Annotated in this window: 15 protein-coding genes; 13 read left to right on the top strand and 2 right to left on the bottom strand. The window is 62.9% G+C overall.

The window, feature by feature from the left end:
- The 10 genes from cyoC to JJJ17_RS08815 all read left to right on the top strand — a co-directional run bounded on the left by cyoC (position 1) and on the right by JJJ17_RS08815 (position 9,301).
- Positions 1–618 carry a cytochrome o ubiquinol oxidase subunit III gene (gene cyoC, locus JJJ17_RS08860; RefSeq protein WP_200685538.1) on the top strand — a complete coding sequence of 206 codons (618 nt, stop codon included), beginning with the start codon at positions 1–3 and terminating at the stop codon, positions 616–618.
- Positions 618–1,013, top strand: coding sequence for a cytochrome o ubiquinol oxidase subunit IV (cyoD, locus tag JJJ17_RS08855; RefSeq protein WP_200685536.1), 396 nt, complete (start codon positions 618–620; stop codon positions 1,011–1,013). Before cyoC ends, cyoD begins: the two co-directional genes overlap by 1 nt.
- A gap of 3 nt (positions 1,014–1,016) precedes the next feature.
- The gene (locus JJJ17_RS08850; RefSeq protein ID WP_200685534.1) at positions 1,017–1,718 is read left to right on the top strand and encodes an SURF1 family protein; all 702 of its coding nucleotides are present in this window, start codon (positions 1,017–1,019) and stop codon (positions 1,716–1,718) included.
- 26 nt (positions 1,719–1,744) lie between these two features.
- Positions 1,745–2,350, top strand: a complete 606-nt coding sequence (locus JJJ17_RS08845) for a class I SAM-dependent methyltransferase (protein WP_200685532.1) — start codon at positions 1,745–1,747, stop codon at positions 2,348–2,350.
- Positions 2,351–2,671: 321 nt separating this feature from the next.
- A complete protein-coding gene (locus JJJ17_RS08840; RefSeq protein ID WP_200685530.1) occupies positions 2,672–4,270 on the top strand; it encodes an ABC transporter substrate-binding protein in 1,599 nt (532 codons plus the stop codon).
- A 129-nt stretch (positions 4,271–4,399) separates the two neighbouring features.
- Positions 4,400–5,392, top strand: coding sequence for an ABC transporter permease (locus JJJ17_RS08835; protein ID WP_200685801.1), 993 nt, complete (start codon positions 4,400–4,402; stop codon positions 5,390–5,392).
- Complete coding sequence (nikC, locus tag JJJ17_RS08830) at positions 5,389–6,303, top strand: nickel transporter permease (protein WP_200685528.1); 915 nt, start codon at positions 5,389–5,391, stop codon at positions 6,301–6,303. Before JJJ17_RS08835 ends, nikC begins: the two co-directional genes overlap by 4 nt.
- Positions 6,300–7,166 (top strand): ABC transporter ATP-binding protein, encoded by an 867-nt coding sequence (locus JJJ17_RS08825; protein WP_200685526.1) that lies wholly within the window; start codon positions 6,300–6,302, stop codon positions 7,164–7,166. Before nikC ends, JJJ17_RS08825 begins: the two co-directional genes overlap by 4 nt.
- Positions 7,167–7,215: 49 nt before the next feature.
- Positions 7,216–7,968 (top strand): ABC transporter ATP-binding protein, encoded by a 753-nt coding sequence (locus tag JJJ17_RS08820; protein WP_200685524.1) that lies wholly within the window; start codon positions 7,216–7,218, stop codon positions 7,966–7,968.
- Between the two features lie 274 nt (positions 7,969–8,242).
- Complete coding sequence (locus tag JJJ17_RS08815) at positions 8,243–9,301, top strand: aldo/keto reductase (protein ID WP_200685522.1); 1,059 nt, start codon at positions 8,243–8,245, stop codon at positions 9,299–9,301.
- Between the two features lie 76 nt (positions 9,302–9,377).
- Here the strand turns inward: JJJ17_RS08815 and tkt are convergent, their stop codons facing one another.
- Positions 9,378–11,408, bottom strand: a complete 2,031-nt coding sequence (gene tkt, locus JJJ17_RS08810) for a transketolase (RefSeq protein WP_200685520.1) — start codon at positions 11,406–11,408, stop codon at positions 9,378–9,380.
- Positions 11,409–11,493: 85 nt separating this feature from the next.
- Here tkt and JJJ17_RS08805 point away from each other — a divergent pair, with 85 nt between their 5' ends.
- From JJJ17_RS08805 to derI, 3 genes are read left to right on the top strand one after another with little or no spacing between them, the layout of a single operon-like run.
- Positions 11,494–12,315, top strand: a complete 822-nt coding sequence (locus JJJ17_RS08805; protein WP_267911105.1) for a DeoR/GlpR family DNA-binding transcription regulator — start codon at positions 11,494–11,496, stop codon at positions 12,313–12,315.
- The gene (locus JJJ17_RS08800) at positions 12,312–13,073 is read left to right on the top strand and encodes a triose-phosphate isomerase (protein WP_200685516.1); all 762 of its coding nucleotides are present in this window, start codon (positions 12,312–12,314) and stop codon (positions 13,071–13,073) included. The genes JJJ17_RS08805 and JJJ17_RS08800 overlap by 4 nt, the downstream gene beginning before the upstream one ends.
- A gap of 11 nt (positions 13,074–13,084) precedes the next feature.
- On the top strand, positions 13,085–13,546 hold the full coding sequence (derI, locus tag JJJ17_RS08795; protein WP_200685514.1) for a D-erythrulose-4-phosphate isomerase: 462 nt from the start codon (positions 13,085–13,087) through the stop codon (positions 13,544–13,546).
- A gap of 35 nt (positions 13,547–13,581) precedes the next feature.
- Here the strand turns inward: derI and JJJ17_RS08790 are convergent, their stop codons facing one another.
- Complete coding sequence (locus tag JJJ17_RS08790) at positions 13,582–14,376, bottom strand: MurR/RpiR family transcriptional regulator (protein ID WP_200685512.1); 795 nt, start codon at positions 14,374–14,376, stop codon at positions 13,582–13,584.
- Positions 14,377–14,466: the final 90 nt, after the last annotated feature.

Here is a 14,466-nt window from a genome sequence, read left to right as displayed (position 1 = left end):
ATGAGCCAAGTCCACACAACCGCCCCCGGAGATTTCTGGGAGACAGAGCCGCATCACCACGAAGACGGCGCCTCGACCAGCGTCGGCTTCTGGATCTACCTGATGAGCGACTGTCTGATGTTCGCGGTCCTCTTCGCCTGTTTCGGCGTGCTGGGCGGCAGTTATGCCGCCGGGCCGGGTCCGCAGGATCTGTTCGACCTGAACCTGATCGCGCTGAATACCGCCTTCCTGCTGATCTCGTCGATCACCTTCGGCTTTGCGATGCTGCGGATGATGCTGAACGATCAGCGCGGCACGCTGATCTGGCTGTTCATCACGCTGCTCTTCGGTCTCGCCTTCCTTGCGGTCGAGATCTACGAGTTTCACCACCTGATCCATGTCGGCGCGGGGCCGCAACGCTCGGCCTTCCTGTCGTCCTTCTTCGCGCTGGTCGGCACGCACGGCCTGCACGTCGCCTTCGGCTCGATCTGGCTCGTCACGCTGATGGTGCAGGTCAGCCAACGCGGGCTGATCCCGGCGAACCGCCGGCGGCTGATGTGCCTCAGCATGTTCTGGCACTTCCTCGATGTGATCTGGATCGGGGTGTTTACCTTCGTCTATCTGTTGGGGATGATCTGATGGCTCAGCAACACGGACACACCGCGCATCACGACGACGCGCATGGCCATGACGACGGCCACGATCACGGCAGCTTCAAATCCTACATGACCGGCTTCGTCCTGTCGGTGATCCTCACGGCGATCCCCTTCGCGCTGGTCATGTCGGGCGGCTTTGAAAGCAGGCTCTGGACGGCGCTGGTCGTGGTGGCCTTCGCGGCGGCGCAGGTCTTTGTCCACATGGTCTATTTCCTGCATATGAACACCTCCAGCGAAGAGGGCTGGACCATGCTGTCGCTGATCTTCACCGTCATCGTTGTGGTGATCATGCTGGCTGGGTCGCTGTGGGTCATGTATCACCTGAACACCAACATGATGCCGCAGATGAACCACGAGGCACTGGGCATCGGGTCGTAGCCCATGTCCCTGACGCGCGGCCAACAGGCCATCATCGCCATCTCGGCGCTGGTTACTGTCGTGCTGATCGGCCTTGGCGTCTGGCAGGTCCAGCGCCTTGGCTGGAAGCTTGACCTGATCGCCCGCGTCGATGAAAGGGTGGCGGCCCAGCCGGTCGCCGCGCCGGGCCCGGCCGACTGGCCTGCCTTGACCGAAAGCGCTGACGAATATCGCCGCGTGACCGTCTCGGGGCGCTATGCCGAAGGGCAGGATACGCTGGTGCAGGCTGTCACCGCACTTGGGCCGGGCTTCTGGGTGATGACGCCGCTGACCACCGATGACGGCTGGACCCTGCTGATCAATCGCGGCTTCGTGGCCGCCGACAATCGCGACGACCGGCCTTTGCCACCGGGCGAGGTTGCTGTGACAGGCCTGTTACGCCTCAGCCAGCCCGACGGCGCCTTCCTGCGCGCCAATGATCCTGCCGCCGAGCGCTGGTATTCCCGCGACACCGCCGCCATCGCCGAAACACGCGGTCTCTCGAACACCGCGCCTTATTTCATCGACGCCGATCGCGCGGGCGATGCGCAGCCGGTGGGCGGGCTGACCGTCATTCATTTTCGCAACAACCATCTCAGCTATGCGCTGACATGGTTCGCCATGGCGGCTGGTCTGGTCCTCTTGACCACCTTCGCCCTTCGCCGCGATAAATCCCGCAGCGAGTGAACCGCCGCAGGGCAAAAGGGAACGACATGGACTGGAACGAGGTCTTTTCAGGCAGCAACTACCGCTACGGCACATCGCCCGCCGGCTTCGTCGCGGCCAACATGACCCCCGAAACCCCCGGCCAGCGCCTTCTGACCGTGGCCGAGGGCGAGGGGCGCAATGCTGTCTGGCTTGCCGCCCAGGGCTGGCGCGTCACCGCGGTCGAGGGGTCGCCGAACGCCGTCGCCAAGGGCCGACGGCTTGCCGAAGGGCAGGGAGTGCAGATCGACTGGATCATCGCCGATCTGGACGATTTCGACTGGCCGACCGGGCATTTCGACGCGGTACTGGGCTGCTTCATCCAGTTCGCCGAGCCGACCTTCCGCGACCGCATCTTCGCCGGTCTCGCCGCGGCGCTGAAGCCCGGCGGCACGCTGTATTTGCACGGCTTTTCAACACGTCAGCGCGAACAGGGCTACACTTCCGGCGGCCCAAGCGCGGTGGATCAGCTTTACACCCTCCCAATCCTGCGCCGCGCCTTCCCTGACTGGCCCAAAACCCTTGCCCGCGATTATGACGACGCCCTCAGTTCGGGCGAGGGGCACCAAGGCGCCGCTGCCCTGATCGACTTCATCGCCCGCAAACCGTCCTGATCCCAGCCACGCAACACCACCGTTCGCAAGCTGTGCACAGCCTGTGCACATCCGGTGCATACAAAGTGCACGCCCGGTGCCGCCAAAATCCCGGCATTTGCTGACGTTCCGCACCTTCGGCTGTCTCCGTTGCGAAAATACCGGCAGCAACGCTCGCACGCTGTTGCGCGGCCAGTTTTCGGCGCGCTGAAAACCCTGTTTGCACTGGGTTGCAATCGTTAACAAACGCCCTTGCCACCCGGCTCATGTTGGTTCACCCTTCACATCATGCAACTCTGCGCGAAAAGCAGAGAACGTCGAAAAACGACAGGGAACCCCGACATGAAACACCTTCTGACTCCTCGTGCGATTCTGCTGGCCTCGGCCATCGCGCTGGCCCCCGCCGCCTATGCCGAAACCCCGGCCGACACGCTGGTCATCGCGCATACGATTGATGACATCATCAGCATGGACCCGGCGCAAAGCTTTGAATTTTCAGGCAATGATGTGTTGCAGAACACCTATGACCGGCTGGTCGATTTCGATCCGCTGGATCTGGAAAAGGGCTTTCAGCCCGCACTGGCCGAAAGCTGGGAAGTCAGCGAGGACGGCCTGTCGATCACGCTGAAAATGCGCGAAGGCATCACCTTCCATTCCGGCAATCCGGTCCGCGCAGAGGATGCTGCTTGGTCGCTGCAACGTGTGGTCAAGCTGAACAAGACCCCGGCCTTCATCCTGACGCAATTCGGATTTACCCCCGAAAACGTTGAGGAAAAGATCACCTTCGACGACACGTCCGTGACGCTGCACATGGACAAGCCCTATGCGCCGACCTTCGTGCTGAACTGTCTTACCGCCACCGTAGCCAGCGTCGTGGACAAGGAAACCGTCGCCCCGAATGCCGAGGGCGAGGATTTCGGCAACACCTGGCTGACGACAAACGAGGCCGGTTCGGGCGCCTATACGCTTAGCCAATGGCGCGCGAACGAGGCGGTGCAACTGGCTGCCTATGAAGATTATTTCCAGGGCGCGCCCGCGATGAAACGCGTCATCGTCCGCAATGTCGCCGAATCCAGCGCGCAGCGGTTGCTGCTGGAACAGGGCGATATCGACGTGGCCCGCAACCTCTCGCCATCCGACGTGGCGGCGATCGAGGGCGGCGACGGTCTGAAAGTGCAGGACGAGCCGCGCGGACGGATTCTCTATATGGGTCTGAACCAGAAGGATGAGGTTCTGTCTAACCCCGCCGTGGTCGAGGCGATGAAATATCTTATCGATTACAAGGGGATAGAGGACAGCTTCTTCAAAGGCATGTTCGTGACCCATCAGGCGTTCCTGCCCAAGGGCTATCTTGGCGCGCTGGAAGATCAGCCCTGGACCTATGACGTCGAGAAGGCGAAACAGATCCTCGCCGATGCCGGGATCGAGGGCGGCACCATCACCACCAAGGTCCGCGATCTCAAGGAATATGTGGACGTGGCCCAGACCCTTCAGGGCGCCATGGCCGAGGCGGGCTTGACGCTGAACATCGAACAGATGACCGGCGCTCAGGTGCTTGACGCCTATCGCGCCCGCGAAGTGCCGATCTTCATCGGGGAATGGGGCCCGGATTACGCCGACCCGAACACCAATGCCGCGACCTTCGCCTTCAATCCCGACAACAGCGACGAAGCTGCTGCGACCGGCCTTCTGGCATGGCGCAACGCCTATGCCGTGCCGGAAGCGATGAACGAGGCAACCCTGGCCGCGACCCAGGAACAGGATGCGGATAAGCGGGCGCAGATGTATATCGACATCCAGAAGCAGTATCAGGCCGAAGCGCCGATCGTGCCGCTGTTCCAGCGGATCGAGCCGACCGGGCTACAGGCCAATGTCCAGAACTGGAATTCGGGTAAGGCGGTCTCGTCGGTGATCTACCGTCAGGTGACGAAAGGCGAATAAGCCTTGGCCCTCACCGATTCCGATACCGGCGCGCGGGGCAATCCTGATACTGGCGCGCGGGGAGCGACCCCGCCGCCATCCCCCGATCCGTCGCATCGCCGCGCCGCCCGTCGCCGCCGCGCCCGCAGCATCGGCGGCACCCTGCTGTCGCTGATCCTGACGCTGTTGGGGCTGTTGCTGGTCACCTTCATCATCGGTCGGGTTATGCCCATCGATCCGGTGCTGAAGGTCGTCGGCGAGCGTGCCACGCAGGCGCAATATGACGCGGCCTATCAGGCGATGGGCCTTGATCAGCCGCTTTATATCCAGTTCGCCACCTATATCGGTGATGTTCTGACCGGCGATTTCGGACGCTCGATCTCGACCGGGCAGCTTGTCATCAACGATATCAAGCGCGTTTTCCCCGCGACGTTGGAGCTTGCCACCCTAGGCACGCTGATTGGCGTCTTTGTCGGCGTCCCCTTGGGCGTGATCGCCGCGGCCCGCCGTGGCGGCATCGTTGATCAGATCGCGCGGGTGGTGGCGCTGGTCGGCTATTCGATGCCGATCTTCTGGCTGGGGCTGATGGGACTGCTGGTCTTTTACGGCATGCTTGGCTGGGTCGGAGGACCGGGACGACAGGGCATCATCTATGACGGCATGGTGCCCACCGTGACCGGCCTGATCCTTGTCGATGCGCTGATCGCAGGCGATTGGGGCGCGCTCAAGGACGCCTTCAGCCACATCATCCTGCCTGCCTCGCTGCTGGGCTATTTCAGCCTCGCCTATATCAGCCGGATGACCCGCAGCTTCATGCTGGAACAGCTTTCCTCGGAATATATCACCACCGCCCGGGTCAAGGGCCTGTCCGAGCGTGCGGTGATCTGGCGCCACGCCTTCCGCAATATCTCGATCCCGCTGGTGACGGTCATCGCGCTGTCCTTTGGCTCGCTGCTGGAAGGTTCGGTCCTGACCGAGATCATCTTCTCATGGCCCGGTCTTGGCCAATACATCACCAAGGCGCTGCTGTCGGGCGACATGAACGCCGTCCTAGGCGGCACGGTCGTCGTCGGCGTCTGCTTCGTCGCGCTGAACCTTTTCAGCGACCTTTTGTATCGCGTGCTGGACCCGAGATCGAAATGAGCGACACCCACATCTCCCGCCGCGAATGGCTGCTGACCGATGCGCCGCAAACCCGCCGTCAGGCACGGTTGGGCGCGATCTATCAGGGCTGGCTGACCTTCCGCGCCAACAAGCTGGCGATGTTCGGGCTGATCATCCTGATCCTGCTGATCGGCATCGCGATCCTTGCGCCGCTGATCTCGCCGCAAAGCCCGTTCACCCAGAACCTCGCCGGGCGACTGCAACCGCCCTCTTCCGAACATTGGCTGGGCACCGACCACCTTGGCCGGGACATCCTGTCGCGGCTGATCCACGGCTCGCGGATCACGCTGTTCATCGTCGGCACCGTGGCTCTGATCGCGCCGGTGATTGGGCTGTTCATCGGCACCGTCGCGGGCTTTGCGGGCGGTTGGGTCGATCAGGTGCTGATGCGGATCACCGATATCTTTCTGGCTTTTCCGAAGCTGATCCTTGCGCTGGCCTTCGTCGCAGCACTTGGCGCCAGCATCGGCAACGCGGTCCTTGCGCTGGCCCTGACCGCATGGCCGCCCTATGCCCGCCTTGCCCGGGCCGAGACGCTAACCATCCGCCACGCCGACTATATCGCCGCCGCCCGGCTGCAAGGCGCCGGCCCGATGCGGCTGCTGATCAAACATATCTGGCCGCTTTGCATCTCGTCGCTGATCGTCCGGGTCGCGCTCGACATGGCGGGGATCATCCTGTCGGCAGCGGGGCTGGGCTTTCTGGGGCTCGGTGCGCAGCCGCCAATGCCGGAATGGGGCGCGATGATTTCGGACGGGCGCACCTATATCCTCGACTTCTGGTGGGTCGCCGCCATGCCGGGCCTTGCGATCTTCATCGTCAGCCTTGCCTTCAACCTGCTGGGCGACGGGCTGCGCGACGTGCTGGACCCGAAAGGCGGCAAGTCATGACCCCGCTGCTTTCCGTCCGCGACCTCCGCGTCACCTTCCCCACCCGTCAGGGCATATTCGAGGCCGTTCGCGGCATCAGCTTCGACCTTGGCCGCGAAAGACTTGGCGTCGTCGGCGAATCCGGTTCCGGCAAGTCGATGACCGGCCGCGCGATCCTTGGCCTTGTCCGCCCGCCGGGGCGGGTCACGGCGGAGCATATGCGCCTTGGCGATCAGTCGATCCTGAACCTGCCAGAGCGGCGGATGCGCAAGATCAGGGGCAGCCGGATCAGCATGGTCATGCAGGACCCCAAGTTCAGCCTGAATCCGGTCATGACCATCGGCGACCAGATCATCGAGGCCTATCGCCTCCATGCAGGTGGCGGCAAGACCGCAGGCCGTCAGAAGGCGCTGGAAATGCTGCAGGCGGTCCAGATCCGCGATCCCGAACGGGTGCTGAAATCCTACCCGCACGAGGTGTCGGGCGGGATGGGTCAGCGGATCATGATCGCGATGATGCTGGCCCCGGATCCGGAAATCCTGATCGCGGATGAGCCCACCTCGGCGCTGGACGTGTCGGTGCGGACCGAGGTTCTGAATATCATGGACCGTCTGGTCCGCGACCGTGGCATGGGGCTGATCTTCATCAGCCACGACCTGAACCTCGTGGCGCAATTCTGCGACCGGGTGCTGATCATGTATGCGGGCCGCATCGTCGAGACGCTTGCCGCGAAAGACCTGCACAACGCCCGCCACCCCTATACGCAAGGGCTGCTGAACAGCCTGCCGCGCCTCGATGCGCCGGTGGATCGCCTGCCGGTTCTGCAAAGGCAGGAAAGCTGGCGCGATGCGGAGCTGGAAACCTACTTTCCCGGAGGGCTGTGACCATGCCGCTTCTTCGTTGCCTAAATACCGGATCCAGGCGGAACCACCTATGCTGAGGGTCGAAAATCTGGATGTCTGGTTCGGCTTCCCGCCGGACCGGGTGGACGCGGTGAAATCCGCCAGCTTTACCGTCGCCACCGGCGAAACCTTCGGACTTGTCGGCGAATCCGGCTCTGGCAAATCCACGATCCTGCGCGCCATTGCCGGGCTGATCCCGTCATGGTCCGGCAGCATCGAGGTCGCAGGCAAAGCCGTCACCGGCAGCCACCGCGACCGCGCCTTTTATAAGACCGCGCAGATGGTGTTCCAGGATCCCTATGCCAGCCTGCACCCCCGCCATTCCGTCGATGCGGTCTTGTCCGAAACCCTTCGCCTGCAAGGCATGGGCGATATCGACCGCCGCATCACCAAACTGCTCGAAGATGTGGGCCTTGGCCGAGGCTTCCGTTTCCGCTACCCGCACCAGCTTTCCGGCGGCCAGCGTCAGCGCGTCGCCATCGCCCGCGCCCTTGCCGCCGAGCCGCGCCTGCTGCTTCTGGACGAGCCGACCAGCGCCCTTGATGTCAGCGTGCAGGCGGAAATCCTGAACCTGCTCAGCGATCTCCGGCAGGAACATGGCCTCACCTATGTTATGGTCAGCCATGATCTGTCGGTCGTCGGCCATATGTGCGACCGTCTGGCGGTGATGCAGCATGGCCGCATTCTTGAGGTGATGGACGTGGATGCGCTGCGCCGGGGCGAGGGGCAACAGGATTACACCCGCCACCTGATCGCCTCGTCGCTGGGCTATCAGCGCGCCTGATCTTTCCCGAAAGCAGAGGGCTTTGACCAGTCGCGGATGGGCACGGCGACAGATGTATTCTGGCACTTTATCGTGCCACCCCGTCTTACAGTTCTGTTGCGCCTGACCTCACCAAAGTGCCCAGCCGGGGGGCGGCTGGTCACTGCCCGGCGGTGCCTTCGGCACCTCGCTTCCGGGCGGGCTCTATCTTTGCCGGGGTTATCCGTGGGGGTATTCCTCACCGCCGATCTGCCTTAGTTTCAAACCGCTAAAGACATAATAAAAGGGGCAGAGCATGAAGCGCGTGACACTGGGCGGCAGCGAGGTTGAGGTCAGCCAGATTTGCCTTGGCACCATGACCTTTGGCAATCAGACCGATCAGGCCGATGCCCATCGCCAGGTGAACCTTGCGCTGGATGCCGGGATCACCTTTCTTGATTGCGCCGAGATGTATCCGGTCAATCCCGTCCGCCGCGAAACCATCGGTCTGTCCGAGGAAATCCTTGGCCGCTGGCTTGCCCTTCCCGGTATCCGCGACCGGGTTCAGGTGGCGACGAAAATCACCGGCCCCAGCCAGATGGTGCGTGACGGCGCCGATTTCGACGGCGCGACGATCCGCCAGACCATCGATGCCTCGCTGAAGCGCCTTCAAACCGACCGGATCGATCTTTACCAACTGCACTGGCCGGTCCGGGGCAGCTACGCCTTCCGGCAGAACTGGAATTATGACCCCTCGGGCCAGAAACGGCAGCAGACGTTGGACCATATGGCCGATGTTCTTGGCGCGCTGGCTGACGCCCGGCAATCCGGCAAGATCCGCGCCTTCGGTCTGTCCAATGAAAGCGCGTGGGGGCTGACCCGATGGTGCGATGTCGCGGATCGCATGGGCGCACCGCGCGTCGCCGCAATTCAAAACGAATATTCACTTCTCTTCCGCCATTTCGACACCGATCTGGCCGAGGTGGCGGTGAATGAGGATGTGACCCTGCTGTCATATTCCCCGCTCGCGGCGGGTCTGCTGACGAACAAATACGTGGACAAAGCCATGCCCGAAGCCAGCCGCGCCGCCGTTGACAAGGCGTCTGGCGGTTTGGGCAATCTGGGCGGGCGCAAAACCGCGCGGGGTCAAGACGCGACCGAGGCCTATCACGCCCTTGCCGCGGAACATGGCATGGACCCGATCCATATGGCGATTGCGTGGCAACTGACCCGACCTTTCGAGGTGGTCCCGATCATCGGCGCGACCAATGTCGCGCAGCTTGACCACCTGATCGCCGGACTGGATGTGAAGCTGCCAGAGGAGTTGGTGAAGGCAATAGACCGGCTGCACAAATCGCATCCGATGCCGTTCTGAGCAGGGCGGTCGTTCAACCCATCTTGCCCGAAAAGAGCAGACCGGGCGGGAAATCGATCCCGCCCGGTCGCAAAGCTTACTTGCCGCTCAGCGCCTTGGCGCGGGCGACGATGGCTTCCTTGGTGATACCGAACTCTTGATACAGCCGGTCGATCGGAGCCGAGGCGCCAAAGCCGGTCATCCCGATCACATCGTCTTCGCTGGCGACATAGCGGGTCCAGCCGAACTTGCCCGCAGCCTCGATGGCGATGCGCGGGGCGTCGCCAAGGGTGGCCTTGCGGTAGTCCTCGGGCTGGGCGTCGAACAACTCCCACGAGGGCATCGAGACGACGGCGACACTGACACCATCGGCATGCAGCGCCTCGGCGGCTTCGACCGCGATGGCGACTTCGGTGCCGGTGGCGATCAGGGTCACGTCGCGGCCTTCACCGAACTGACGCAGGACATAGGCGCCCTTGGCGGTCAGGTTCTCGTCGCCCGCTTCAAGACGCAGCTGCGGCACGTCCTGACGCGACAGGGCCATCAGCGACGGCACATGGCGGTTGCGGATCGCGATGTCCCATGCTTCCAGCGTCTCGACCGTATCTGCCGGGCGGAACACGGTCAGGCCGGGGATGGCGCGCAGCGAAGCCAGATGCTCGATCGGCTGGTGGGTCGGGCCGTCTTCGCCAAGGCCGATGCTGTCATGGGTCATCACGTAGATCGTGCCCAGACCCATCAGCGCCGACAGGCGGATCGCGTTGCGGGCATAGTCCGAAAAGACCAGGAAGGTGCCGCCATAGGGGATGAAGCCGCCATGCAGGCTGATCCCGTTCATCGCCGCCGACATGCCGAATTCGCGCACGCCATAGCCGATGTAACGGCCCGGAGCCTCGCGCGTATATTGGCTGTCCACCGCCTTCACCCGCGTCAGGTTTGAGCCGGTCAGGTCGGCGGAACCGCCGATCATTTCCGGCACCGCAGCGGTCAGCGGCTCCAGCGCCATTTGGCTGGCCTTGCGGGTCGCGGCTTTCTTCGGCTCGGCGAACAAGGCATCGCGCGCAGCCTTGACGGCGGCGTCATAGCCTTCGGGCAGCTTGCGTTCGTCGCGGCGGATGAATTCGGCCTTCACCTCGGCAGGTTTCGCGGCAAGGCGGGCTTCCCATTCCTCACGCTCTTTCGCACCGCGCACGCCGATGGCGCGCCATTGGTCCAGCAGGTTTTGCGGAATGTCGAAGGGCGCGGCGGTCCAGCCAAGGGCTTCCTTGGTCAGCGCAGCCTCATCCTTGCCCAGCGGCGAGCCGTGGACGGCATAGCTGCCTGCCTTGTTGGGCGAGCCGAAGCCGATAACGGTCTTCATCGCGATCAGCGAGGGCTTGCCGGTCTCGGCCTTGGCGGCGGTGATCGCCTTGTCCAGAGCTTTGCCGTCATGGCCGTCGCAGCTTTGGACATGCCAGCCGCAAGCCGCAAGGCGGGCCGGAACGTCTTCGGAGAAGCTGACCGAGGTGGGGCCGTCGATGGTGATCGAGTTGTCGTCATACAGCACGACCAGTTTGCCCAGACCCAGATGGCCCGCAAGGCTGATCGCCTCTTGCCCGATACCTTCCTGCAGGCAGCCATCGCCAAGGAAGACATAGGTGTGGTGATCGACGATATCGTCGCCGAATTCCGCGGCAAGCTGACGCTCGGCCAGCGCCATGCCGACGGCCATCGCAATCCCCTGACCCAGAGGGCCGGTGGTGGCCTCGACCCCTTTCGCATGGCCGTATTCCGGGTGGCCTGCGGTGATCGAACCCCATTGGCGGAAGTTCTTGACCTGATCCAGCGTCATGTCTTCGTAGCCGGTCAGATAGAGCGCGCTGTAAAGCATCATCGAGGCATGGCCGTTCGACAGCACGAAGCGGTCGCGGTTGGGCCAGTCGGGATGCTTGGCGTCGAATTTCAGGTGCTTGCCGAACAGGACGGCAGCGGCATCGGCCATGCCCATCGGGGCGCCGGGATGGCCGGAATTGGCGGCGTTCACGGCGTCGATCGACAGCGCGCGAATGCAGTTCGCCAAGGCGAAGTTTTCAGGGTCCAGCGCGGCCTTGGCGGCAATGGTGGGATCTTTGGGCGAATCTAAGGGCATTTTAGTCCTCCTTGACGTGGTGGCCATACGCTTTTTGGCGTCTGATCACAACGAATAATCACAATCTAACAGTTTTTATGTTGCGATGTGCAATTCTGGTGTTAGGTTCTGTCCGAACCAAAGGGGTGGTGTTGGTGTGAGACGCGAAGACCGCAGACAGGCGATCATGGACATACTTGTCAAGACACGGGTTGTCGATCTTGAGGATCTGGCATCGCGGTTCGCTGTCTCGAAGATGACGATTCACCGCGATCTGGACGACCTGGAACAGGCCGGTTTGCTGCGCAAGGTGCGCGGCGGCGCGACGGTCGAGGCGGGGACGCAGTTTGAAAGCGATTTCCGCATTCGCGCCATGCAGAACGGCGAGGGAAAAGAGCGGATGTCGCGCGCGGTCGTCGATCTGATCGAGCCGGGGATGAGCGTTCTGGTCAATGATGGCTCGATGGCGGCGCATTTGGCAGGGGTGCTGCTGGAGAAAGCGCCGCTGACCGTCATCACCAACAATGCCGCCGTGATCGACCGGCTGAAGGACGTGGCGCGGGTTTCTCTGATCGCGCTTGGCGGGGTCTATAACGCCAAGTTCAACGGATTTTTCGGCGTAGTGACCGAACAGAGCCTGTCGCGGCTTCGTGCCGATATCGCGCTGATCTCGGTCCCGGCGGTGGACGGGCTTCGGGCGTTTCACATGGATGACGCCGTGGTGCGCTCGAAGCGCGCAATGATGGATGCGGCGGCGCAGTCGGTGCTGATCGTGAACCATCAGCGCTTTGGGCGCTCGGCCCTGCATGTGCTGGCCGATCTGGCCGAGTTCTCGGCGATCATCACCGACGACGCCCCCCCGCCCGAAGATTGCGCGGCCATCCGCCGGGCCGGGCTGCGTTTGACCATTGCGAAGGAGCAGGCATGAGCGATTTCTGGATCGGCACAAGTTGGAAGATGAACAAGCTGCTGGCTGAGGCGCGGGATTTCGCCGAAGCGCTGGCCACCGCCGATGCAGGCCGCGATCCGCGCATCCAACGGTTCGTCATTCCGCCATTTACCGCGGTGCGCGAGGTGAAGGACATCCTTGCCGGAACCAGCGTGAAGGTCGGCGCGCAGAATATGCACTGGGCGGATGAGGGGGCGTGGACGGGTGAGGTCAGCCCGCTGATGCTGAAGGATTGCCGGCTGGATATTGTCGAGCTTGGCCACAGCGAACGACGCGAGCATTTCGGCGAGACCGATGAGACGGTCGGCCTGAAGACCGAGGCCGCAGTCCGCCACGGCCTGATCCCGCTGATCTGCATTGGCGAAACCTTGGCTGAACGCGAGGCGGGCAGGGCGCAAGAAGTGCTGGCGGCGCAGGTTCGTGGCGCGCTTGGGCAGCTCGGCGATCAGCAGAAGGGCGCGACGATCCTGCTGGCTTATGAGCCGGTCTGGGCCATCGGCGTGAACGGGATCCCCGCGACCTCGGATTATGCCGACGCCCGGCAGGCCGAAATCATCGCCGTCGCGGAAGAGGTTCTGGGGCGGAAAGTGCCTTGCCTTTATGGCGGCTCGGTCAACCCGGAAAACTGCGAGGAACTGATCCGCTGCCCGCATATCGACGGGCTTTTCATTGGCCGTTCGGCCTGGCGGGTCGAAGGCTATCTGGACATTCTGGCGCGCTGCGCCGCTGCGATCTGAAGGAGACGAATATGAAACTGGCAATTGCGGGTGACAGTGCGGGCGAAGGTCTGGCCAAGGTTCTGGCCGACCATCTGAAGGACAAGCATGAGGTGTCCGAAATCAGCCGCACCGATACGGGCCCTGATACGTTCTATGCCAATCTGTCGGACCGGGTGGCAAACGAGGTTCTGGCGGGCACCTATGACCGCGCCATTCTGGTCTGCGGCACCGGCATCGGCGTCTGCATCGCGGCCAACAAGGTGCCGGGCATCCGCGCCGCGCTGACCCACGACACCTATTCGGCAGAGCGGGCGGCTTTGTCCAACAATGCGCAGATCATCACCATGGGCGCGCGCGTCATCGGGACCGAGCTTGCCAAGGCCATCGCCGATGCATGGCTGGCCGAGACGATGAATTTCGACGCGAATGGCCGCTCGGCCGGGAATGTCGATGCCATCGATCAGGTCGATGCGAAATATAACAAGGGATAAAGCGGCGGTCGCATTCGTCCGCTGATCGCATGGTCTTAGTGCTGCAGCGGCGTCTGCATGGCGTGATGTCTGACCACAGCGCTAAGCGTTTCGATCGCGGCCAGCACCGGGATTAGCTTGCCGCACGCGCCAAGCTGGCTTCCCGTGGGGCAGATCACCGCATGATCGGCCAATGCGAAAACGGGTGATGTTTCGCTATCCGTCAGCAGGATGATCGTCGCGCCCAGCAGATGCGCGCGTTCGGCCATCTCCAGATCCACGGGCGAATAGGGTTGCAGGCTGAGCGTCAGAAAGACGTGGTCGCGGCTGCCACCCTGCAGCGCGCTTGCAAGCTCCAGTTTGCCCGCGATGGACGGAATTGCCTGCGCGTAACGCAGGCAGGTTTCGCTCGACAGATACATCATCGGCACGAACACCCGGCTGGCTGCGGCCAGATCGCGCGCGGCGGCGCAGATCCGCGCCAGATTATCGGCCTCGGCAAGTTGTGCGACTTGTCGTCCCATTTGCGCCAGCACGTCAGAGGCAATCGCGACGGGGCAGTTCTGGACCAGTCGGATCGTGTCTGGCGGCTGTGCGCCGATGAAGCGTGCGCGGCGGATCAACTGCGCACGTTCGGTTCGCAGATCGTCAAACCCGTTCGCGCCGATGAAATGGGCAAGCCGGGTCATGGTGGCGGGCTGCACGCCAGCCTTGCGGGCCATTTCGCGCATCGAGACAAGCGCGATTTCCCGAGGATGTTCGATCAGGTACAACGCCGCACGTCGCAATTGGGGCGACATATCGTCAAGGCGATCCACCAGCCGCTGTCCAAAGGGACTTTCGTGCGACATTTCCCCTCACCGTCAGGTGTTCCAACAAAGCTTCCTGCGCCGATGTGCAAAAAGCAAACAGATTTGTGTGAAGATTGTAAGAGTTGTCCC

The sequence above is a fragment of the Paracoccus caeni genome, assembly GCF_016629665.1.
Taxonomy (GTDB): domain Bacteria; phylum Pseudomonadota; class Alphaproteobacteria; order Rhodobacterales; family Rhodobacteraceae; genus Paracoccus; species Paracoccus caeni.
The sequence above is the reverse complement of the archived record's forward strand: the minus strand, read 5'-3'. Positions and strand labels throughout refer to the sequence as shown.

Coding starts and splice junctions, on each gene's coding strand:
- cyoC (WP_200685538.1), top strand. CDS start 1: ATGAGCCAAGTCCACACAACCGCCCCCGGAGATTTCTGGGAGACAGAG.
- JJJ17_RS08820 (WP_200685524.1), top strand. CDS start 7,216: ATGCTGAGGGTCGAAAATCTGGATGTCTGGTTCGGCTTCCCGCCGGAC.
- JJJ17_RS08825 (WP_200685526.1), top strand. CDS start 6,300: ATGACCCCGCTGCTTTCCGTCCGCGACCTCCGCGTCACCTTCCCCACC.
- derI (WP_200685514.1), top strand. CDS start 13,085: ATGAAACTGGCAATTGCGGGTGACAGTGCGGGCGAAGGTCTGGCCAAG.
- JJJ17_RS08800 (WP_200685516.1), top strand. CDS start 12,312: ATGAGCGATTTCTGGATCGGCACAAGTTGGAAGATGAACAAGCTGCTG.
- JJJ17_RS08840 (WP_200685530.1), top strand. CDS start 2,672: ATGAAACACCTTCTGACTCCTCGTGCGATTCTGCTGGCCTCGGCCATC.
- JJJ17_RS08845 (WP_200685532.1), top strand. CDS start 1,745: ATGGACTGGAACGAGGTCTTTTCAGGCAGCAACTACCGCTACGGCACA.
- tkt (WP_200685520.1), bottom strand. CDS start 11,408: ATGCCCTTAGATTCGCCCAAAGATCCCACCATTGCCGCCAAGGCCGCG.
- cyoD (WP_200685536.1), top strand. CDS start 618: ATGGCTCAGCAACACGGACACACCGCGCATCACGACGACGCGCATGGC.
- JJJ17_RS08805 (WP_267911105.1), top strand. CDS start 11,494: ATGTGCAATTCTGGTGTTAGGTTCTGTCCGAACCAAAGGGGTGGTGTT.
- nikC (WP_200685528.1), top strand. CDS start 5,389: ATGAGCGACACCCACATCTCCCGCCGCGAATGGCTGCTGACCGATGCG.
- JJJ17_RS08815 (WP_200685522.1), top strand. CDS start 8,243: ATGAAGCGCGTGACACTGGGCGGCAGCGAGGTTGAGGTCAGCCAGATT.
- JJJ17_RS08790 (WP_200685512.1), bottom strand. CDS start 14,376: ATGTCGCACGAAAGTCCCTTTGGACAGCGGCTGGTGGATCGCCTTGAC.
- JJJ17_RS08850 (WP_200685534.1), top strand. CDS start 1,017: ATGTCCCTGACGCGCGGCCAACAGGCCATCATCGCCATCTCGGCGCTG.